This window comes from Flavobacterium sp. TR2 (genome assembly GCF_025252405.1).
Lineage (GTDB): Bacteria > Bacteroidota > Bacteroidia > Flavobacteriales > Flavobacteriaceae > Flavobacterium.
This window is the reverse complement of record NZ_CP104307.1, coordinates 3,577,107-3,596,500: the sequence shown is the minus strand read 5'-3', so window position 1 is coordinate 3,596,500 and position 19,394 is coordinate 3,577,107. Positions and strand designations below refer to the sequence as shown.

The following is a 19,394-nucleotide window of genomic DNA, read 5'->3' as shown; positions in this document are numbered from 1 at the left end:
AAACTTTATTTATCAAACTGTTGTTGAATAGTTGTAAAATACTTGGATTTTAAATTTCGGTCTTCAAAAATTAAATCTTTTATAGAAGTATTATCCGTAAAATAGGTAATTTTTACAAAATCTCCAACCTGAATCTGATTGTAATCCTTTTTATAAATTGAAATGTTCCTATATTTTTCTTCAATTGGAGAATAAATGGTTATTTCATGAGAAAGTGTATCCGATTCATAGCCTTCATTAGTAACAACTTCTTTTTTCAAAATGCTTACATTTCCTTCAATCTTTTTTTGCAGCAACAAATTCTGCTTTTCTTCTCTAACATCTATAATTCCTTTGACGGCTATATAAGTCCAAAAGCTAAAAACCACAATCACCATCAGCAATGCAAATTCTTTATCTTCAGCATATGACTTGACAGTAATTAAATAAATAAAATAAGCAGGCAGTACAATGCCGATTAGCGCTAAAAAAAGTGCAACCATGTACGACTTTTTTAAGTCTCTTTTAAGAAATTGGATATCCTCAGTATTTAATTCTTTAATTTCTAAAATTTCGTGCATCGTAAGAGACATATTAGATAGCTAGATTTTGGTACGCTAATATAAATGAAATCCTTTAACCTTCATTTTTATAAAACTTAAATTTAAATGTTGCAGATTTTTGGAAAAAGCAATACATACATTCAATAAAAATATGACAACAAAACTCCCCAAATTGATTGAGGAGTTTTTTGTTTCAGTTTATTTTAAAACATTGTCATAGATTGCGTTAAGCAAATTTTGTCTCATTTTTGAATTTCGCTGATCCAATAATATGATGATTCCCCATTTTTTGTCTCTGTTATAGCATATAATTGAAGACTGCCCCATAGAATCTCCTGATTTAGAATAAATGGTGTTTTTATCATCTGTCATGATGCCTAAACCTAATCCCATTTCTCTTTTTTGGTCTTTATAATAGATTTTTTCTGCAATCAATTCTGCTTTTCCAACAGCACTCTTGTCGTTCAAAATAGCTTTTAGATAAACAATCATATCTGCCGCATTTGATTTTACCAATCCTGCTGGAGCTGTAATATTCCATTTAAAAAACTCTTGAATCCCGCCATCTGGATTGTGGCTTGTGGTGATGTTTTTTACATTAAAATCTTTAGTCAGCGTTTGTTTCATTTTTAATGGTTGAAAAATCTTTTCTCTTATAATTTCATCATAACTTTTATTGTAAATTTTTTCTAGTATTTGACCAAGTAGAGTATAGCCAATGGTAGAATAGCGGTATTTGCCGTAATCGACTAATTCTGTGCAATTATTAACTAAGGAAGTCAAACTTTCTTGTGTTACGCTGCTTACTGGCTGTTGCGGATTCAATTCGATCAGTTTTCCAAAATCTATATCAGGCAAACCAGATTGATGAGAAGCCAAATCTGAAATTCTTATTTTGCTTTGAAGATTTGGGTGCAATTTATATGCAGTCGGAAGATAGGTATCTATAAAATCATCTGTTTTAAGTTTATTTTCATTCACTGCCTGCGCAATTAAATTAGAAGTTAAAATTTTAGTGATAGAGGCAATTTCAAATATTGAGTTTTTATCAATTTTAGCATCGCTTTTTGAATTCAAATTGCCATACGAAGTATAGTATTCTTTATTGTTATTGATAAAACCAACGCTAATGCCTACATTAGGATTTTTTTGATAATTATCTTTTATTATAGAATCTATTTTTTTTGCGGCATCTTGTCCAAAAGAAATATTGCTTATTGCTAAAATTACAGCTAAGATTTTTACTGAAGCTTTCATGGTATCGATTTTTTAGGTTAAAAATTTATTTCGATACAAAATTGAAAAAGAACCCGCTCTTAGGCGACCGAATAAAAAAAGTCGAACGCATTTTCTCAAAAAAAATGGTACGACTATTTTAAAACAGGCGTTCGAATATTCACAAAACACTAACAATCAATAATTTGACACTAGTCATTTTCTTGTTTTTGGAATTCTAAATTTTCCTTTGTTAATCTATCCAATTCTTTCAATAGAGTCGGCATTCTAAATTCTCCATGCATACTTTCGACTTTTTTAAAAGCATCGTCCAAATCAATTCCGATTGCAGTAATGTACAGCGGTTTTTTACTGTCACCTCTAAAAAGAGCTTTTTTATTCTTTTCTATAGAAGCAAAATTCGTTTTGGCAACCCCAATAATCGGAATTCTTTCATTTAGTTTTTCATATAAATAACCGCCCAAACCATATTTTTGCTCATCATTTAAGTACACAAAACCGTCAACAACGATTGCTTCAACCTGAGACAGGTCAATTTGATTTAACAAGCTTAAAATGCACGGCAATTCTCTTTTGTAAAATTCTCCTGGAATGTATTCTGCAACATTATCAATTATTTCAGAATGAATTTTGAAGTTTTTGTCTTCATTCCACTCTGCAAATTCAAGGCAGATTGTTTTTGCTTTTTGGTCAAAATAATAAGTATCAAAGGCTAGAATCATGGTATTTCTATAAAATATTTAGACTCTAAAAGTAGAAAAAGCTTTAATAGCGAACTACTCATCGCTAGAAAAACCTAAATCTTTTTTAAACAATATCCTTAGACTTTAAAATTCAAGCTTTTGAAAAAATCATAAATAAGCGTAGTTTAGCTAAAATTTTAAGTAACATTCCTCAATAGTATTTCAAAATGAAATGGATTACCAGAGAAAGACCCAAAATAGATCGAATCGCCTGTCCGTGGCTGATTCGAAAATTTGTTGATCCAGAATCTGAATTCATTTATGTTCCTTTTGAAGATGTATTAGTAAAATCAAAAGAGCTTGATGCTATTCCGTTTGACATTCCGAATGTTGAGTTTACGCATTACAATGAAGAATGCACTTTTGATTACATCGTAAAGAAATACGAAATTAAAGATCCGGCTGTCAAAATTATTGCAGGAATTGTGCGTGGCGCGGATACGGACAGGCACGAAATCGCGAAAGAATCGGCTGGGCTTTGGGCTATTTCTGCCGGGCTGGCTTACAATATTAAAGACGATTATGAACTATTAGAAAGCGGAATGATGGTATATGATGCCTTGTACAGCTGGGCCACGCATCTGTATCAGCAAAATCATCTGCAAAATAGTCCGTTTGAGAAACTGCTGCACGAGGTTTACAACAAATTTCTAAAAGACAAAAAAGCATCAGCCAAAACACCTTCATGGGTCAAGGAATTGAAAAATATCATTCAAGACCAAATTGATGCGCAGTTTGCTTTTGATTTAAAGAAAATTTCGAGCGAATTAGATTTAAATCCGTCCTATTTATCGCGAGAGTTTTCCAAACATTTTGAAGATTTGAATTTTGGCGAATATGTTAGAAAGCTTCGCATCGAAAAAGCAATTCATCTCATTGAAAATTCAACTCACACTTTAACGGAAATAGCTTATATGACTGGCTTTTCAGACCAGAGCCATTTTACTCGAATTTTCAAACTTCACACAGGAAAAAATCCTTCTGCATACAGAAAAAAGTCAAAAAAGTAAACCAGATACAAAAGGTAAACTGAGTTCTATTTTTTGGCTTCAGATGCTTTTAGCTTTGTTTTTATAACCAAAATTTCAAACAATGTCTTTTAAGCACACTCTTATTATTGCCATACTATTTAGGGGTTTTACTGTTTTTTCGCAAACTACTTATCCAAAAATAACGGGATACTTTGGCATATTGCACCCAATAGTGACCATTAATGAAGATGAAACTACAATAAACTTTAGAGATTACTACGCTGTAGGTTTTCCGACGGGAATAAATATTTGGAAAAATGAAAAAATCGGGTTTTCATTTGAAATGGTTCCAAACATAAAAGACGATAAAGGAACAAGCAAAGTAACCAATTTGCTATTTCATCCTGGAGTTTTAGTTGCCTTAGGAAAAGGTTACACGTTTGCCGGAAGAGCCGCTTTTGAAACTAGCGGAAGATATGGTTTTACTCCCGTTTTTAATAAAACAATTGTAAAAAGCGCCAATTGCAGTTATTTTGTTGCGGTACCTTTGCCAGTACGTTTTGGCAACGATCATCCTGCCAGTTTTACAGTTGGCTTTCAGTTTGGAATTGCTTTTTAATAGTTTACAGACAAAAAATATTTGTTCAAATTTCATTGATTATCATTAACTTAGTTGCAATCAATTAAAACTAAAGTTTATGAAAACTAAAATGATATGGGCCAACTTGGTTTCAAACGATTTACAGCAGACCATTAAATTTTACTCTGCTTTAGGATTCAAGCAAAATGGGCAAAACACAGAAGAACTCGTAAGTTTTTCTATTGCAGAGAATAATTTCATCATCAACTTTTTTACCGTTGAAAGATTTAAAACAGCCTTAAAAGGGGAACTGGTCAACGCTAAAAATGAAAACGAAATTATCTTTTCGCTTTCTGCAGAGAGCAGGGAAGAAGTAGATCTTTGGTATGATGAAGTCAAAAAAGCTGGCGGAACTATTTTTTCTGAGCCAGAAAACTACCAATTGGGCTATACTTTCGGTTTTGCCGATCCGGATGGGCATAAATTCAACTTTTTATATTGGCCCGGAATGTGATTCGTTTTGCTGATTGAATGCTGTTACTAATTTTTTATTGGTATGTATGATTTTCTGCGGATTAATCATGTTTGGATTAAATATCAAATCATAGTTTTTGTCCTTTGGTTTAAACTGATTCACGCCATAAGCTACACTGTTTGAAGGGATATTTTTTGTAATGATGGCTCCAGCACCGATAACAGAATTTTCGCCAATAACGATTGGACCTAAAATTTTGGCTCCGTCGGCGATAATGACATTCTTAGCAATGATAGGATTTCCTACGTTTTCCCATTCATTGCTCGATTTATTGAATTTTAAATTAGCCCCAATAGAGACGTTTTGAAAAATAACCACATTTTCGCAGATTTTAGATGCTACGATTGTGCATCCGCGTGCGTGATGGGCAAACAGAACGCTTTTGTCCATTTCTGCACAGTTTATTTCGCAGCAATACAGCTTTTCCAATAACTGCGCGGCAATCTTTTTAAAGAATCTATTTTTTGAATGGCAATTGATTCTAACCAGCTTATCAAACATATTATTTTTCAGTATTTTTCAATAGCAAATTCACGCATAACTCATAATTCATTAACTAAATTTAAGGTTCCCAAAGTTCAATTTTATTGCCTTCAGTATCCATGATGTGCACAAACTTTCCGTATTCATACGTTTCAATATCGTCTAAAACAGTCACACCGTTTGCTTTCAGTTTTTCTAAAAGCCCTTCAATATTCTGAACGCGATAGTTTACCATAAATTCTTTTTTAGACGGAGAGAAATACTCATCTCCTTTCTTAAACGAGCACCATTGCGTAGACTCTATCTCTTCTGGGTTTTCCAGATTTCTAGACTCAAAACTTGCCGATCCCCATTCGTTGATTTCTAATCCTAAATTTTTAGCATACCATTCTTTAGTTTCTTTCGGATTATCCATAAAAAAGAAAATACCGCCAAGTCCAGTCACTTTTGGCGTTGTATCGTTTGAATTGTTTTCCATAATAGTATTTTTTAAGATTATTTTTCAAAAATCTAAGTTATAAATAATTCTTGTATCCGAGTTTTTTTTAAGTTTTGATTTATATTTACATAAAACCAAATTGGCGCTAAAAAGAATAAAATGAAAAACGAAAGAGTATATAAGCTGTTATTTTCTAGCGTTTATCCTTTATACATTCAGAAAGCTGAAAAGAAAGGGAGAACAAAAGAAGAATTAGACATCATAATTAAATGGTTAACAAGATATAACGATAAGCAGCTTCAAGAACAAATTGAGAAAAAAGTTGATTTTGAAACTTTCTTTGCCGAAGCTCCAGAACTAAATGCAAACGCTTCCAAAATCACGGGTGTGATCTGCGGTTACCGTGTAGAAGAAATCGAAGATCCGTTGATACGGAAAATTCGATATTTAGATAAATTGATAGATGAATTGGCAAAAGGCAAGAAAATGGAGAAAATTTTAAGGGATTAAAAAAAGAGGCGTTTTAAAGCCTCTTCTTTATTGATAATTTAAAACTCTAAATCTAATTTCGTGCAATTATCTTAAACCCTCAGCAAAGCGCGAAAACCTCTCGCTGCATAATATGATTCTGCGCCATTATGATAAACAAAAACGGTATTATATCTGAAATCTGAGAAAATTGCACCGCCGAGTTTTCTAATTTCTGGCGGAGTTAAAATCCAGCTCGAAGTTTTGGCATCAAATTTTCCTAATTTTTGGAGCGCTTTGTATTGCTCTTCATTTAAGATTTCAACTCCCATTTGTTCTGCCATATTTACAGCACTGTCGGCAGGTTTGTGTTCCTTTCTTTTTTCGAGCGCCTCATGATCGTAGCAAATACTTCTGCGCCCTTTTGGACTTTCAGCAGAACAATCTGCAAAAAGAAATTCGTCCGTTTTAGCATCATATCCAATCACGTCTGGTTCGCCTTCAGTTCTTTCCATTTCGTCAAGAGACCACAATTTTGACGGATTTGCCTTTAGTTTTGCTTCAATTTTTGACCAATCGAGATTCTCATGACGGTTTTTATTCTTTTCAAAACGTTTTTCGAGTATGCTCAATAGTTCGTCCTGTTCGTTTGCGGTAAGTTGCTTTTTCATTTTCTAAAGTTTTTTAATTAGAACTGCATCTTCTGGTTTCTGGTCTGAAATACCAAGAAACTAAAGTTAAAACAATCAATAATATTGGTCCAAAAAGAGATGAAGCGTCATCTTTTATCGCCAAATGCGAAACCACAGCGCCAGACATTGCAAAAAAGAAACCTGCATAAGCCCATTCTTTCAATAAACCGAATTTAGGAATTAAAATAGCAATTACTCCCAAAAGCTTCCAAACGCCTAAAAGGGTTAAAAAATAAAGCGGATACCCTAAACGCTGTATCATTTCTGCTTCTTCTTTTAACGGAATCAGCTGTACGATTCCCGTTGATGTCATTCCTAACGCCAGCCATAAAGTGGCAACCCAATACATAATTTTATTTCTTTTGCTCATGATTCTTATTTTAGTTTAGTTACAATTTCTTCCAATCGGTTATGCGCCATATTTAATCCTTGTGCAAATGGCAGTTTTAACTGCGTTGTTCTGTGCTCAATCGATTTATAAATAATTTGCATAGTCAGTTTGCTGGTTTCTTCGGTTAGTTTTTCAAACTCCAAAAATTCTAATTGAGGCGCAAAATTGATATTATCCATTTCAAAAGTGCGGACTATTTTTTCATTCGGAACAAAATCATGAAAAACACCATTCGCTTTAAAAACTACATTCCCGTTAGAATCGCTGGTTTCATATTCCCATCCGCCATTTTTTTTGCTTTCAAGTTTCAAAACTTTTGTGTTCATCCATTGCGCGACAATATCCGATTCTGTGTGAGCCTTAAATAAAAGTTCAACAGGCAGATCAAATTCTCTCGTAATTACAAGATCCAATCTGTCATCTTCTGCGTGAATTTTTGTTTTCTTTTCCATGGTTTATTTTTTATAGTTTTTCATAATTGCTTCTAACTTATTAAAACGATCGTCCCACATTTTTCTGAATGGTTCGATGAACTTGTCAATTTCTTTCATTTTTTCTGGATTTAAATGATAATAAATTTCTCTCCCGTTTTGTGTCTGGTGTAATAGTTCACATTCGTTCAAAATCTGAATATGTTTTGAAATAGTCTGTCTTGACGAATTAAAATTCTCGGCAATTGCTCCAGGCGTCATGGCCTGAATAGCAACTAAACTTAAAATAGCTCTTCGGGTAGGATCGGCTATGGCTTGAAAAACATCTCTTCTAATTTCCATTATGCAGTTATTTGACTGCAAATATAATGAAGTCATTTGACTGCGCAATATTTTTTCTGACTTTTTTTCAAAAAGAAACCTTCAAACTTTTCAATTTGAAGGTTTTATGATGTTTATAGTAATTGAGAAAACATTTTTAATCGAGTCCAGCAAACTGAAAAGGCTTGGTTTCTTTAAAGTTTAGCAATGAATCGCCAGCATAATTCTCATTATTTGCCAAGCTCAATTTTTTGATTTTTCCTTTTTCGCTAAAATCAATTTTACTGAATTCAACCCAAATAACATTCGGATTTAAGACATTGTCAAAATAATAAACCAGGTTTTTCTGGTCGGCAACTGTTCTCCAGCGGGTAGAGGAGATGTTAGGTTCTGTTTCTGATGAAATTCCTAAAGGGACAGAGCAATTTCTAATTACGCCAAAAACACTAGATAAAGCTGTTCTGATATTATCCGTTTTCGGAATAGCATCAATATAATAAGAGGCTCTCACAAAGCGGTCTGCGGCGCGATTGGTTCCCGGAAGCATAATTGTGCCTGGAATTCCTTTCCAATACGCATTTATAGCCAATTGCTGCTCAAAAATAGGGGAGTTGGTCATTGCCACATATTTTCTGTCATGATGAATTACCAGTTCTCCATTTATGTATTCGAAAATAGCATTATCACCACTAGAATCTGAAATCGATAAATGCACTGTTGCAAAAATATTGGTTCCCGGAATATGAGAGGAAGTAATGACAAATTCCTTTTTAGCCAATGCATTTACAGCTTCAGATACGGTCGAAAAATTATCAAGCACATATTGAAGCCACAATGACACCGCTAAACCTTTTACTTTTCCGTTTTTCTCAAATGCAGGATATTGCGATTCTACAAGCCATAAAAGATTGCCTACGAGCCCTTTTTCGTTCATGCCGTCAGAAGAGGCAATGTCCCAAGAACTGGTAACAACGCTTCCGTACTTGGATTTCCATTTGATCGAACTGGTTCCAACTTCTCCAGCTCTTTCAATTCCACGCGGAAAAATCCACAAATTGGCTGGAATTTCGCCACGCCAATCCATAGAGCGGGCAGTAATGACTGTTCCGTTTAAGCCTTCGTAGACGATTCGCGTGCAAGGCAGAACAGTTTCGGTTATCAATAATGTAAAAGCAAGAAGAGCGGGAAAAATTCTGTTTCGTGATTTCATAAAATTATAGATTTTGAATAAACATTACGGTTTGGATTTTCTAAGAATTTCATTTCGAAAAACAAACTTAAATTTATAAGCTTTTTCTGCAATTTACGGAATTTTTATTTTACTATCCTGAATTTCAAACGAATGCTAAAAGAAAAACGCTGAGATAATTCTCAGCGTTTCCAGTTTTAGTTTTTAAGCAATATGTTTTTCTCGATGTTAATCTGGTCCAAAAATGACTGATCGTGCGAAATTACTATTAATGTCCCCCGATATTCATTGATTGCCGCGGTAAGTATTTCAATGTTCTGAATGTCCAGATTATTGGTTGGCTCGTCCAAAATAATAATCTCAGGAGATTCGTTGCTAATGGTTAAACAGCAGAGCATCAAACGCATTCTTTCGCCCCCGCTTAGCGCGTTGCAGGGTTTATCCCAGTCATTTCGAGAAAATAGAAAGCGATTTAGCCTCATTTTTATTTCATGCTCTTCCAAACCGCTGTCATTGAAAGCTTGAGCCTGCTCGTAAATTTTAAGATTCTGATTCAATAGTGAATAATCCTGATCTATATAAATTGCTTTTTTAGCCAATGAATCCGTTTGTCCCTGCGATGGAATCAATGCCTCAAGAATAATTTTGATTAAAGTTGTTTTTCCTGAACCGTTTAAGCCTTTTATGGCAATGCGTTCTCCAGAAAGAATTTCAAAATTGAGATTTTCATTCCAAAGGAATTTAGTACCATAAGCATAATTAACATCAGATGCTTTAAAAAGTGTTTTTCCTTTAAGAAATGAAGTAGTGTCAAATCCAAATTTCATTTGATCTATAGCCGGGAGAGAAGAGCGCAACTGCCTCAAATCTTCAGAAATACCGCTTATTTTTTCAGCATGAACGTCTTTGAGCTTAGAACTGCTATTTTCGGCTTTATTTCTAAGCGTGTTCATCATGATTCTGGCAACACCCGATTTCTCCTGTTTCTTTTTGCCTCTAGAATCTAATTTATTTTGACGTTCAATAGTTTCCCGTTCTTTTTCTTTGGCTTTTCGCAATGCCTTTTCTTTGCTCTGAACGTCTTGTTCTAAAGCATTGTTTTCAACTTTTTTCTGTTCGCTATAAAAATCGTAACCGCCGCCATAGACCGAAATTTCATTTTTTGTCATTTCTAACGTCTTATTCAAAAGATTCAGCAGTGTTCTGTCGTGGCTTACAACCAATAACGTGCAGGAAGTAGATTTTATAAAATCATACAACAATGTTCTACCGGCAAAATCCAAATGATTGCTAGGTTCGTCGAGCAAAACGAAATCGGGTTCATGAATCATAATTCCCGCCAAAAAGACTTTTGTTTTTTGTCCTCCGCTTAAAGTTTCCATTTTCTGATCCAAATCCAAATCATGGAGCTGCCAATAAGACAAAGCTTCCTTACAGCGTTCCTCAATTGTCCAGTCATCATTCAGCAGCAGCAGGTTTTCTTCTGTGACAACACCTTCAAGTATTTGTTTAAGTGAAGTTATTTTTTCCTTTATTTGCAAAGCTTCTGCAATAGTAAGATTATTAAACTGCCCAAAAAGCTGAGGAACAAAATAGTTTTTCGAATCCTGCATTATCTGACCTGAAAAAGGCTTTAATTCGCCTGCGATAACTTTTAACAATGTAGATTTTCCAACACCATTATTACCGACCAAAGCGGTTTTGTCATGATGGTTTAGTGCAAAACTGATGTTTTGAAACAGCATATCTTTATTCTCATGCTGATAGGAGATATTTTGGAGAATAAGCATAATTCCTTTCTTTTATAGATAAATATTCTAGCAGCCACTAGGTGTGGTTGCTTGCTAAATTTTCCTGAAAGAAATTATTTTTCACATAGAGCAGTGCTTATTAAAAGAGGTGCAAAGATACTTATTTTAATTCTATAAATCAAAAAACCATTCAGTACTAGTGTAGCGAATGGTTTTTGAATTGAATTAAAATGTTAATTCTTAAATTTTATCAAATGTTAGTTTGGCTTCTTTGGTGTCTAGAATTAATTTATCGTCTGTGATGGTGCTTTCACAAACATATGGCGTACCAACTTCGTCTTTAATGACAAGTTTTTTTCCTTTTTGCGTTAACGCATAAGTTCCGTCGGTGATTTCACGAAGCAGATATCCTGTTACGTGCCCATCTTCGGTAAAAGTTAGCATTCCATTGGCTAAAATCGCGTTTTTTGTAGAATCAGAAACAGCTTCCTTCGGTTCTACAGCAGTAACTTTCCATGAATTCACAAGCTTGTCTCTTTTCAGATGGCATGAAACAATTAATACAACGACAGCAATGGCAATTACGAGGGTAAATAATTTAGAGTTTTTCATGATTTTGTGATTAAAAGTTAAACAGGAAAAAGTTACAAAAAAAAATAACATTAAAACATTCGAAATCAAATATTTATAAAGATTTTTTTTACTTCTAAAATTGAATTGCTTTTAATCTGAAAAACCGTTATTTTCGGGGCTTTTATTGATAATCAGCTATATACAAATCAGTTATTTTAAGCATGAAAATCAGTAAAAGAAACTTTTTAAAACGCGTTAATTAAGCGTTAAAGCTCCCAAAATTTCTTCGTACATAAATGGACCGCCAGGATATGTTGCAGTATAATCGAGATTCATCCAGACCTGACCGCGCTCATCTATGTGATAGTGCAGTTTTTTGCCGTAGCTTTCTTTTGCAAAAAGCACATTTTTAATTAAATAATTGACTTTTTCCAAGTCAATCATCGAACCGATTAAAATTTCTGGATAAATATGCCCTTTGGTATGAATAAGGCGTGGAGTTCCGCCGATGGAGCGCACAGCAGCAGCCATCAAAATAGAGTGATCATCGCAATCGCCAGAGAAATATTCTAGAGATTCGCTGGCGGTTGCAATATAATCACCTTCTTTTGGATCGTTTACATAATTCCATCTGCTGTTTATTTCTTTAAAAACAGCAAAACACTGAATTATAGTTCGATAATCTGAATAGCCGCGAATTCCTTTAAAATGCTTGGTTGTTGCCATAATAGCAAAATTTCGCACTTTTGGGTTCTGGTACTCTATAGCATTGATAATCTTTGATTTATTTGGAAATGGAAGCAGTTTGGCCACAATAATATCCTGCGGATACGGATTGTCGGACATGGTGTAAATCATCGAATTATAATCTTCTGAGATTTCGCTGAAACCATAGTTTCCAATTACAGAGCCGTAAAATAATATCAATAAATAAACTGCAACGCAAAGAATTATAATCGTTCTGAGATACATCAGAAGAAAAAATATGGCTGCAAAAACAAAAATAAATATAAATATGCGGTCTAGATTGAATGCCCATTCTAGATCGATCAAGTTTTGATGCAGTATGATGAAAATCGGAATTGTGATTAAAAGACTTAAAATCGAAATAATAATCCTGTCCCACGGTGATTTCACCTGTAGTTTAGATTTTAATAGCGGCAAGTCAATTTTAGGGAATTTCATCATACGAATCAAAAAGCAATATCTACAATGCTTTTACGGTTTCTACAAAAATACTTTTTTTATCAATAATTCCCAGATCAAATAATTGATTTTGAATTTTATTAAAAGACTTTTCAGTCAGGTTTTTCTGAGACCACTGGGTCAATTTCAGCCATTCTTTAATATCTTCTGCTTTTTGATTAAACAGTTTAGATAGTTTCTTGTCTATTTCTGGAATCTCTTTAAAATCAACAGTTGTTTTGTTGATGATTTTAAGGATCGTTTCTACGGTTTTAGCATTCTTTTTTAAGAATTCGTCACGAACGACAATAATAAATGATGGCCAAGGAGTTGGACAGTCGTCAATACGTCTGAAAACGCCTTTATCTACAAGAGGTTTCGTCATAAAACGTTCCCACATAAAATAATCGGCTTTTTTATTGGTCAAAGCATCAACAGCTCCATCAATTGTATTTACGATTTCAAATTCAAGATCATCCATTTCCCAGCCTTGCTCATTGGCATTCACATAAGCCATTAATTGAGATCCTGAACCCACTCTCGAAATTGCCGCTTTTTTGTTCTTTAGATCTTTCAGCGTTTGAAAATCTGATTTTGCATCAACGTGAATTCCCCATATCAGAGGAGACTGCACATAAATCTGCACAATTTTGCTCGGATTTCCGGCTGCGATATCTTTTAGAATTCCTTCGGTTAGAATAACAGCCAAATCTGTTTCTCCGTCACGAAGCATTTGACACATTTTCCCGGTTCCTTCGGGAACATTTGTCCATTGTAAGTCGATGTTCTCTTCTTCAAATTCGCCGTTTTCAATGCATAGATGCCACGGCAAATTGAAGTGTTCCGGAACACCTGCAATTTTGACAGTTTTCATTTATTTTAAGTTTAAGTTAAGTTGCTTGGTATGGTATGCGTAATCTTATGGTTAAATTTGGTTTTTTTAGTTTTTTAATAAATCTGCTCTGTGTTTTTCTGATAGGCAAGGCTCAGCAAATTCGATAATTTCTTGAGATTCATATTCATTCAGAAGGCTTCTCACCAAAGAATAATCAACATCTTTGGCTATTTCTGCGGCAAAAAAAGTTTCATTCAATCCTTCAGATAAACAATTGAGCGCTTTTAGTTTTTCTCGGATAATTTCTTTATCAAAACCTTTTTCCAAAACAGCAACCTGAATGATCGAATTTCCTGAATTCTGAATCGTTTTTCGATGCATAAAACGCTCTTCATCTTCATCATATTCTGCATAAAAAATGTCGTCTGTAGCAATTAAAGGCCCAAAAAAAGGAATGTTATCAAGTTTGAAAAGACCTTTTTCCAGATCAATAATTTCTGCCCACATCGTTTCAGATACTACTTCGTCCAGATAATCACTATAGTATTTAAATAATATTTTTTTATGAGTTTCTTGTTCCATTATTCTATTTCGCTTATTACAGCTTTCAAAGGAGATATCACGATTCTATAGCCATCTGGATCCTGAATCATTTTTCCGTTTTCGTTCCAAAAAGGATTCAGCGATGGTATGACTGCAATATTATGCTGCGTTAATTTATTCACTAATTTATCGTAATCTGCAATAGTTTTGGGGTATAAGACCATAACATCGTCTTCATCAAAAGTATGCTTGGCTTTAACATCAGATTGAGTAAACTCAAAATGCCAGTCTAAACCAGGTTTACCGATAAAAACGCCATCATAATTATTGTGATGTTCAAATCCGCCCAAGCGTTTAAATTCGAGCACATCAACATAGAAATTTTCAATTCTTTCTAAATCATTCGTATGTCTGGCCACTCTCAAAAACATAATTTACGCTCTTATTTGATTAATATGATGTTCTAAATGCTCCACGTAATCGGTCATTAAAAACCTCAAATCAATTTCAGATTCGTCGGCCAAAATGATTTTATAATCCAAGGCTTTTTCATCAACAGACTTCATCAGTCGAACCATCTGCCTGTTTATTGTAAACCATAACTGCGTCAGTTCCTGAATGTCTATTTCCTGATACTGATTTAAATTTACTAAATCCATTTGATTATATGGTCTGTGGCGATATGGTTTTTCTGCATAATTAATCTCTGTAAAACGAACCAGATTGTGAACAGCAGAATCTACCAAATGTCCTAAAATCTCTTTTTTAGACCATTTCCCAGGATTTTTAACTTCTAAAACTTCATTATTTATTGTCGGAATATAATTGACATTCTCGTTTAATAATTGCTCAAATTTAAGAATCGCGTTTTGCATAAATGATCTGATTAATTACCTGCCAATTTATTCAATGTATAAGCAATCAATTCATCAACAGCTTTGTACGGATCTGCACTGAAAGTTCCAGAAGCACGGTTGGCAATAATAGCGTTTAACGATAAAGCATTGTGTCCTAAAAGAGCCGAAAGCCCGTAGATTGCTGCGGTTTCCATTTCTAAATTAGTGATTTTAGTTCCATCAAAACTAAAATTATCCATTTTATTATTCAGTTGCTCATCTTGAATATTCAATCGTAAAACTCTTCCTTGCGGTCCGTAGAATCCTCCAGCTGTTGCAGTAATTCCTTTAAAAATTCGATCAGATTCGATTAATTTTTCTAATTTTTCAGAACATTGTGTTACGTAAGGCTTTCCTTTTTTAGGATCCCAATTGGTGTGCGCTACAAATGCGTCTTCAATTTCCGTAATTGAAACGTCATCAATTAAATAGGAGCGAAGCATATTATCCAAACCTAAACCAAACTTAGACATTACAAAACTGTCTACTGGAATATCTTCCTGCAAAGAACCCGAAGTTCCAATTCTGATAATGTTTAAAGAAGTCAGTTTCTCTTTTGGCTGGCGTGTTTTTAAATCGATATTTACTAAAGCATCCAATTCGTTTAGTACAATATCAATATTATCAGGGCCAATTCCTGTAGAAACCACAGAAATTCTTTTGCCTTTGTAAATACCGGTTTGGGTTTTGAATTCTCTTTTTTGAGCAGAATGCTCGATTGAATCAAAAAATTGAGTGATTTTTTCTACTCTGTTCTGGTCACCAACAAAAATAATGTCGTGTGCTATATGCTCAGGACGAAGATTTAAGTGGTAAACGCTTCCGTCTGGGTTTAATATCAATTCTGAGGATTGTATCATATTTTTTTTATAGTTGCTAAGTTTCTGAGATGCTAAGGTTTTTGTTTCAAGTTTCAAGTTTCATGTTTCATGTTTCATGTTTCATGTTTCATGTTTCGTGTTTCGTGTTATTAGAAAAACTTGAAACATGAAACTTGAAACTTTTTACCCTCCTACACGTTTGGTTTTGAATCCTTTTTCTTTTAAGATTGCCATTATTTTATCTCGGTAATCGCCTTGAATTATAATCGAATCGTCTTTAAAAGTTCCGCCAACGCTTAATTTGGTTTTGATTTCTTTGGCTAAGATTTTAAAATCTTCGTCAGAACCTTCATAACCTTCAATAATGGTGGTTGGTTTTCCTTTTCTTTTTTCAAATTTGCAAATCATAGGTTCTTTCTGAACATAAAGAACGTGTTCTTGTTCTTCAACCTGTTCAGGTTCATTTGTTTCAACATGATCTGGAAATAGATTCTTTAATTGATCTTTTAAGTCCATATTCTTTTATTCTAAAAATAAATTTTCAAGCATAAAGATATTTAAAAATTAAATTCCAAACCCCAAGAAAAACTTGGAATTTGGAATTTTATGTTTGGAAATTAGTTAAGTTTATTTCTTAATTAAACCTAATTCTACTAAACGTTCGTATAAGAACTCTCCAGCTGTAATATCTTCGTATTTCTTTGGGTTTTCTTCATCAATGCAGTTTTCAAGGCAATCCAGACGCATATCGCTTACTGGGTGCATGAAAAACGGAATTGAATAGCGTGAAGTTCCCCATAATTCTCTTGGCGGATTTACCACCTGATGAATTGTAGATTTCAACTTATTGTTAGTGTGTCTAGACAACATATCACCAACATTGATTACCAACTCGTCGTCTTCAGCAATAGCATCAATCCAATCGCCATTGTGATTCTGAACCTGCAATCCTTTACCTTGAGCCCCCATCAATAATGTGATCAAATTGATATCTCCGTGAGCTGCCGCGCGAATTGCGTTTTCTGGCTCAGAAGTAATAGGAGGGTAATGGATTGGTCTTAAAATAGAGTTTCCTTCTTTTGCATATTCATCAAAATAAAACTCATCAAGGCCTAAATGTAAAGCTAAAGCTCTTAAAACATAAACACCCGTTTTTTCCAATTTTTGATACGCTTCTTTACCAACTGCGTTAAAACGTGGTAATTCTTTAACTTCAACATTGTCTGGGTATTCAGAAGCCCATCTTGAATCTTTGTCAACGTATTGGCCAAAATGCCAAAATTCTTTCAAATCTCCTTCTTTGCGTCCTTTAGCATGTTCTTTACCAAAAGATACATAACCTCTTTGTCCGCCAATTCCAGGAATTTCATAATTATGCTTAGTTTCTATTGGCAAGGCGAAAAAGTTTCTAATTTCACCATAAAGTTCGTTTACCAATTGATCATCCAGAAAATGACCTTTTAAGGCTACGAAGCCAATGTTTTCAAATGCACTGCCGATTTCATTTACAAATTTTTGTTTACGTTTCGGGTCGTCCGAAAGGAAATCACGTAAGTCTACACTAGGAATGTTTTGCATACTTTACATTTTATATTTAAAGAAGAAAGGTGTCATAAATACCTTTCGCTAACAAAGGTAGATAATATTTTAGAAAATAATCTTAAGCTCAGGCATTAAAAACAAATTTCTGCTCAAAATTTTATTTCATAATTTAATAAAATAGCTACAAATTGTTATATTTGAAACACCTAAAACTAAAAATTACATGCTTTTTTATCGCCAAAACCTGACTGACGCGCAATTATTAGATTTATACAAGAAAATATTAAAACCCAGACTGATCGAAGAAAAGATGCTCATCTTAATTCGGCAGGGAAAAGTTTCCAAATGGTTTTCTGGAATTGGGCAAGAAGCTATTGCCGTTGGAGTTACTGCCGTTTTAGATCAGTCAGAATATATACTTCCAATGCACCGAAATCTAGGTGTGTTTACAACGAGAGAAATCCCCCTTCATCGGCTGTTTTCGCAATGGCAGGGAAAAGCTGATGGTTTTACTAAAGGACGGGACAGAAGTTTTCACTTTGGGACACAGGAATATAATATTATTGGAATGATTTCGCATCTTGGTCCGCAACTTGGAATTGCTGACGGAATTGCTCTTGCAAATAAACTTCAAGACAATAAAAAAATAACCGCAGTTTTTACCGGTGAAGGCGCCACAAGCGAAGGTGATTTTCATGAAGCTTTAAATATTGCAGCGGTTTGGAAGCTACCTGTCATGTTTGTCATCGAAAATAATGGCTACGGACTTTCTACACCTACCAACGAGCAATATGCGTGTGAAAATCTTGCCGATAAAGGAATTGGCTACGGAATTGAAAGTTGGATTATTGACGGAAATAATATTGTAGAGATTTACAATAAACTGTCTCAACTAAAGAAAGAAATGCAGGAAAATCCACGTCCTATTTTGTTGGAATTTAAAACTTTCAGAATGCGCGGGCACGAAGAGGCAAGCGGCACTAAATATGTTCCTCAGGATTTAATGGATCAATGGGAGTTGAGAGATCCTGTTACGAACTACAGAAAATATTTGACCGAAAACGGAATTCTAACTCCAGAATTAGACGAGCAATTTCATGCAGAAATTAAAGCTGAAATTGACGAAAATTGGGCTATAGCCAATGCCGAACCGGAAATAGAACCAACTTATAGCGGAGAATTAGATGATGTCTACGAAGAGTTTCAATATGAAGAATATAGCCCAGGCACAGAATTAGAAAATATTCGTTTTATAGACGCTATCCGAAATAGTTTGGAGCAATCGATGTGGCGCCATAAAAACCTTGTCATCATGGGACAGGATATTGCTGAATATGGTGGAGCTTTTAAAATTACAGACAATTTTGTGGATGTTTTCGGAAAAGACAGAATTCGTAATACGCCAATCTGCGAAAGTGCTGTAATTTCGACAGGAATGGGACTTTCTATAAATGGCTATAAAGCGATTGTAGAAATGCAATTTGCTGATTTTGTTTCGACTGGATTTAATCCGATTGTAAATCTTTTGGCAAAATCTCATTACCGCTGGGGCGAAAAGGCCGATGTTGTCATTCGTATGCCTTGCGGGGGCGGAACGCAGGCAGGACCATTTCATTCGCAGACCAATGAAGCTTGGTTTACCAAAACTCCTGGCTTAAAAGTGGTATATCCTGCATTTCCGTATGACGCAAAAGGACTTTTGAATACTGCAATCAATGATCCGAATCCAGTTTTATTCTTCGAACATAAATTATTGTATCGCAGTATTTATCAAGATGTTCCGAAAGACTATTATACCATTCCTTTAGGTAAAGCAGCTTTGGTTAAAGAAGGAAAATCGGTAACTATTATATCGTTTGGAGCTCCTGTTCATTGGGCTTTAGATACTTTAGCCAAACATCCGGAAATCGATGCAGATTTAATCGATTTAAGAACTTTACAGCCTTTGGATACCGAAACTATTTTTACTTCAGTTAAAAAAACAGGAAAAGCCATAATCTATCAAGAAGACACTATGTTTGGCGGAATCGCAAGTGATATTTCAGCTTTAATTATGGAAAATTGCTTTGAATATCTGGATGCCCCAGTAAAACGCGTGGCAAGTTTAGATTCTCCAATTCCGTTTACAAAAGCGCTCGAAGATCAGTTTTTGCCTAAGAATAGGTTTGAAGAGTCCTTGAAAGATTTATTAAAATATTAAAATAGAAAAGCGTTTAAATAAACTTAA

The 19,394-nt window shown here is 34.3% G+C and carries 25 protein-coding genes; 5 read left to right on the top strand and 20 right to left on the bottom strand.

Annotation, left to right across the window (positions count from 1 at the left end; translation table 11 throughout):
* Window positions 1–5: 5 nt before the first annotated feature.
* The 3 genes from N4T20_RS15835 to N4T20_RS15825 form a co-directional block, all read right to left on the bottom strand.
* The gene (locus tag N4T20_RS15835) at window positions 6–482 is read right to left on the bottom strand and encodes a hypothetical protein (RefSeq protein WP_260670099.1); all 477 of its coding nucleotides are present in this window, start codon (window positions 480–482) and stop codon (window positions 6–8) included.
* Between the two features lie 258 nt (window positions 483–740).
* A complete protein-coding gene (locus N4T20_RS15830; protein ID WP_260670098.1) occupies window positions 741–1,799 on the bottom strand; it encodes a serine hydrolase in 1,059 nt (352 codons plus the stop codon).
* A 170-nt stretch (window positions 1,800–1,969) separates the two neighbouring features.
* A complete protein-coding gene (locus N4T20_RS15825) occupies window positions 1,970–2,500 on the bottom strand; it encodes an endonuclease V (protein WP_260670097.1) in 531 nt (176 codons plus the stop codon).
* 188 nt (window positions 2,501–2,688) lie between these two features.
* On the opposite strand from N4T20_RS15825, the gene N4T20_RS15820 reads away from it, so the two are divergent.
* From N4T20_RS15820 to N4T20_RS15810, 3 genes are all read left to right on the top strand, one after another.
* Complete coding sequence (locus tag N4T20_RS15820) at window positions 2,689–3,531, top strand: chromate resistance protein ChrB domain-containing protein (protein ID WP_260670096.1); 843 nt, start codon at window positions 2,689–2,691, stop codon at window positions 3,529–3,531.
* A gap of 82 nt (window positions 3,532–3,613) precedes the next feature.
* Window positions 3,614–4,111: a hypothetical protein gene (locus N4T20_RS15815; protein ID WP_260670095.1), complete on the top strand. Its 498-nt coding sequence runs from the start codon at window positions 3,614–3,616 to the stop codon at window positions 4,109–4,111.
* Window positions 4,112–4,190: 79 nt separating this feature from the next.
* Window positions 4,191–4,586 carry a VOC family protein gene (locus N4T20_RS15810; protein WP_260670094.1) on the top strand — a complete coding sequence of 132 codons (396 nt, stop codon included), beginning with the start codon at window positions 4,191–4,193 and terminating at the stop codon, window positions 4,584–4,586.
* Here N4T20_RS15810 and N4T20_RS15805 read toward each other — a convergent pair.
* Both N4T20_RS15805 and N4T20_RS15800 read right to left on the bottom strand, forming a co-directional pair.
* The gene (locus tag N4T20_RS15805) at window positions 4,566–4,997 is read right to left on the bottom strand and encodes a serine acetyltransferase (protein WP_260670093.1); all 432 of its coding nucleotides are present in this window, start codon (window positions 4,995–4,997) and stop codon (window positions 4,566–4,568) included. The genes N4T20_RS15810 and N4T20_RS15805 overlap by 21 nt on opposite strands.
* 172 nt (window positions 4,998–5,169) lie before the next feature.
* A complete protein-coding gene (locus tag N4T20_RS15800; protein ID WP_260670092.1) occupies window positions 5,170–5,568 on the bottom strand; it encodes a VOC family protein in 399 nt (132 codons plus the stop codon).
* A gap of 120 nt (window positions 5,569–5,688) precedes the next feature.
* Here N4T20_RS15800 and N4T20_RS15795 point away from each other — a divergent pair, with 120 nt between their 5' ends.
* The gene (locus N4T20_RS15795) at window positions 5,689–6,039 is read left to right on the top strand and encodes a DUF2200 domain-containing protein (RefSeq protein ID WP_260670091.1); all 351 of its coding nucleotides are present in this window, start codon (window positions 5,689–5,691) and stop codon (window positions 6,037–6,039) included.
* Window positions 6,040–6,110: 71 nt separating this feature from the next.
* On the opposite strand, the gene N4T20_RS15790 is transcribed toward N4T20_RS15795, so the two are convergent.
* From N4T20_RS15790 to N4T20_RS15720, 15 genes are all read right to left on the bottom strand, one after another.
* Window positions 6,111–6,668, bottom strand: a complete 558-nt coding sequence (locus N4T20_RS15790; RefSeq protein WP_260670090.1) for a DUF4256 domain-containing protein — start codon at window positions 6,666–6,668, stop codon at window positions 6,111–6,113.
* Between the two features lie 13 nt (window positions 6,669–6,681).
* Complete coding sequence (locus N4T20_RS15785) at window positions 6,682–7,059, bottom strand: DoxX family protein (protein ID WP_260670089.1); 378 nt, start codon at window positions 7,057–7,059, stop codon at window positions 6,682–6,684.
* Between the two features lie 5 nt (window positions 7,060–7,064).
* The gene (locus tag N4T20_RS15780) at window positions 7,065–7,532 is read right to left on the bottom strand and encodes an SRPBCC domain-containing protein (RefSeq protein ID WP_260670088.1); all 468 of its coding nucleotides are present in this window, start codon (window positions 7,530–7,532) and stop codon (window positions 7,065–7,067) included.
* A 3-nt stretch (window positions 7,533–7,535) separates the two neighbouring features.
* A complete protein-coding gene (locus tag N4T20_RS15775; RefSeq protein WP_111369098.1) occupies window positions 7,536–7,853 on the bottom strand; it encodes an ArsR/SmtB family transcription factor in 318 nt (105 codons plus the stop codon).
* Window positions 7,854–7,989: 136 nt separating this feature from the next.
* Entirely contained in the window at window positions 7,990–9,042 is a 1,053-nt protein-coding gene (locus N4T20_RS15770) for a linear amide C-N hydrolase (protein ID WP_260670087.1), read from the bottom strand.
* Window positions 9,043–9,218: 176 nt separating this feature from the next.
* Window positions 9,219–10,811, bottom strand: coding sequence for a ribosomal protection-like ABC-F family protein (gene abc-f / locus N4T20_RS15765; protein WP_260670086.1), 1,593 nt, complete (start codon window positions 10,809–10,811; stop codon window positions 9,219–9,221).
* Between the two features lie 201 nt (window positions 10,812–11,012).
* Window positions 11,013–11,384 (bottom strand): hypothetical protein, encoded by a 372-nt coding sequence (locus N4T20_RS15760; RefSeq protein WP_260670085.1) that lies wholly within the window; start codon window positions 11,382–11,384, stop codon window positions 11,013–11,015.
* A gap of 216 nt (window positions 11,385–11,600) precedes the next feature.
* Window positions 11,601–12,533 (bottom strand): transglutaminase, encoded by a 933-nt coding sequence (locus N4T20_RS15755; protein ID WP_260670084.1) that lies wholly within the window; start codon window positions 12,531–12,533, stop codon window positions 11,601–11,603.
* 19 nt (window positions 12,534–12,552) lie between these two features.
* A complete protein-coding gene (locus N4T20_RS15750) occupies window positions 12,553–13,404 on the bottom strand; it encodes a substrate-binding domain-containing protein (protein ID WP_260670083.1) in 852 nt (283 codons plus the stop codon).
* Between the two features lie 66 nt (window positions 13,405–13,470).
* Window positions 13,471–13,947 carry a DUF4265 domain-containing protein gene (locus tag N4T20_RS15745; RefSeq protein ID WP_260670082.1) on the bottom strand — a complete coding sequence of 159 codons (477 nt, stop codon included), beginning with the start codon at window positions 13,945–13,947 and terminating at the stop codon, window positions 13,471–13,473.
* A complete protein-coding gene (locus N4T20_RS15740) occupies window positions 13,947–14,339 on the bottom strand; it encodes a VOC family protein (RefSeq protein ID WP_260670081.1) in 393 nt (130 codons plus the stop codon). The genes N4T20_RS15745 and N4T20_RS15740 overlap by 1 nt, the downstream gene beginning before the upstream one ends.
* Before the next feature lie 3 nt (window positions 14,340–14,342).
* Complete coding sequence (locus N4T20_RS15735; RefSeq protein WP_260670080.1) at window positions 14,343–14,783, bottom strand: DinB family protein; 441 nt, start codon at window positions 14,781–14,783, stop codon at window positions 14,343–14,345.
* An 11-nt stretch (window positions 14,784–14,794) separates the two neighbouring features.
* On the bottom strand, window positions 14,795–15,664 hold the full coding sequence (locus N4T20_RS15730) for a nucleoside phosphorylase (RefSeq protein WP_260670079.1): 870 nt from the start codon (window positions 15,662–15,664) through the stop codon (window positions 14,795–14,797).
* Window positions 15,665–15,808: 144 nt separating this feature from the next.
* Window positions 15,809–16,141 (bottom strand): translation initiation factor, encoded by a 333-nt coding sequence (locus N4T20_RS15725; RefSeq protein WP_091497835.1) that lies wholly within the window; start codon window positions 16,139–16,141, stop codon window positions 15,809–15,811.
* A gap of 111 nt (window positions 16,142–16,252) precedes the next feature.
* Entirely contained in the window at window positions 16,253–17,203 is a 951-nt protein-coding gene (locus tag N4T20_RS15720) for an isopenicillin N synthase family dioxygenase (protein WP_260670078.1), read from the bottom strand.
* Between the two features lie 187 nt (window positions 17,204–17,390).
* On the opposite strand from N4T20_RS15720, the gene N4T20_RS15715 reads away from it, so the two are divergent.
* On the top strand, window positions 17,391–19,367 hold the full coding sequence (locus N4T20_RS15715; RefSeq protein WP_260670077.1) for a dehydrogenase E1 component subunit alpha/beta: 1,977 nt from the start codon (window positions 17,391–17,393) through the stop codon (window positions 19,365–19,367).
* The last annotated feature ends 27 nt before the right edge of the window (window positions 19,368–19,394 follow it).

Bases quoted from the DNA above. Each gene is read 5' to 3' on its own strand.
- N4T20_RS15835 (WP_260670099.1), bottom strand. From the start codon at position 482: ATGGTTGCACTTTTTTTAGCGCTAATCGGCATTGTACTGCCTGCTTAT.
- N4T20_RS15830 (WP_260670098.1), bottom strand. From the start codon at position 1,799: ATGAAAGCTTCAGTAAAAATCTTAGCTGTAATTTTAGCAATAAGCAAT.
- N4T20_RS15825 (WP_260670097.1), bottom strand. From the start codon at position 2,500: ATGATTCTAGCCTTTGATACTTATTATTTTGACCAAAAAGCAAAAACA.
- N4T20_RS15820 (WP_260670096.1), top strand. From the start codon at position 2,689: ATGAAATGGATTACCAGAGAAAGACCCAAAATAGATCGAATCGCCTGT.
- N4T20_RS15815 (WP_260670095.1), top strand. From the start codon at position 3,614: ATGTCTTTTAAGCACACTCTTATTATTGCCATACTATTTAGGGGTTTT.
- N4T20_RS15810 (WP_260670094.1), top strand. From the start codon at position 4,191: ATGAAAACTAAAATGATATGGGCCAACTTGGTTTCAAACGATTTACAG.
- N4T20_RS15805 (WP_260670093.1), bottom strand. From the start codon at position 4,997: ATGGACAAAAGCGTTCTGTTTGCCCATCACGCACGCGGATGCACAATC.
- N4T20_RS15800 (WP_260670092.1), bottom strand. From the start codon at position 5,568: ATGGAAAACAATTCAAACGATACAACGCCAAAAGTGACTGGACTTGGC.
- N4T20_RS15795 (WP_260670091.1), top strand. From the start codon at position 5,689: ATGAAAAACGAAAGAGTATATAAGCTGTTATTTTCTAGCGTTTATCCT.
- N4T20_RS15790 (WP_260670090.1), bottom strand. From the start codon at position 6,668: ATGAAAAAGCAACTTACCGCAAACGAACAGGACGAACTATTGAGCATA.
- N4T20_RS15785 (WP_260670089.1), bottom strand. From the start codon at position 7,059: ATGAGCAAAAGAAATAAAATTATGTATTGGGTTGCCACTTTATGGCTG.
- N4T20_RS15780 (WP_260670088.1), bottom strand. From the start codon at position 7,532: ATGGAAAAGAAAACAAAAATTCACGCAGAAGATGACAGATTGGATCTT.
- N4T20_RS15775 (WP_111369098.1), bottom strand. From the start codon at position 7,853: ATGGAAATTAGAAGAGATGTTTTTCAAGCCATAGCCGATCCTACCCGA.
- N4T20_RS15770 (WP_260670087.1), bottom strand. From the start codon at position 9,042: ATGAAATCACGAAACAGAATTTTTCCCGCTCTTCTTGCTTTTACATTA.
- abc-f (WP_260670086.1), bottom strand. From the start codon at position 10,811: ATGCTTATTCTCCAAAATATCTCCTATCAGCATGAGAATAAAGATATG.
- N4T20_RS15760 (WP_260670085.1), bottom strand. From the start codon at position 11,384: ATGAAAAACTCTAAATTATTTACCCTCGTAATTGCCATTGCTGTCGTT.
- N4T20_RS15755 (WP_260670084.1), bottom strand. From the start codon at position 12,533: ATGATGAAATTCCCTAAAATTGACTTGCCGCTATTAAAATCTAAACTA.
- N4T20_RS15750 (WP_260670083.1), bottom strand. From the start codon at position 13,404: ATGAAAACTGTCAAAATTGCAGGTGTTCCGGAACACTTCAATTTGCCG.
- N4T20_RS15745 (WP_260670082.1), bottom strand. From the start codon at position 13,947: ATGGAACAAGAAACTCATAAAAAAATATTATTTAAATACTATAGTGAT.
- N4T20_RS15740 (WP_260670081.1), bottom strand. From the start codon at position 14,339: ATGTTTTTGAGAGTGGCCAGACATACGAATGATTTAGAAAGAATTGAA.
- N4T20_RS15735 (WP_260670080.1), bottom strand. From the start codon at position 14,783: ATGCAAAACGCGATTCTTAAATTTGAGCAATTATTAAACGAGAATGTC.
- N4T20_RS15730 (WP_260670079.1), bottom strand. From the start codon at position 15,664: ATGATACAATCCTCAGAATTGATATTAAACCCAGACGGAAGCGTTTAC.
- N4T20_RS15725 (WP_091497835.1), bottom strand. From the start codon at position 16,141: ATGGACTTAAAAGATCAATTAAAGAATCTATTTCCAGATCATGTTGAA.
- N4T20_RS15720 (WP_260670078.1), bottom strand. From the start codon at position 17,203: ATGCAAAACATTCCTAGTGTAGACTTACGTGATTTCCTTTCGGACGAC.
- N4T20_RS15715 (WP_260670077.1), top strand. From the start codon at position 17,391: ATGCTTTTTTATCGCCAAAACCTGACTGACGCGCAATTATTAGATTTA.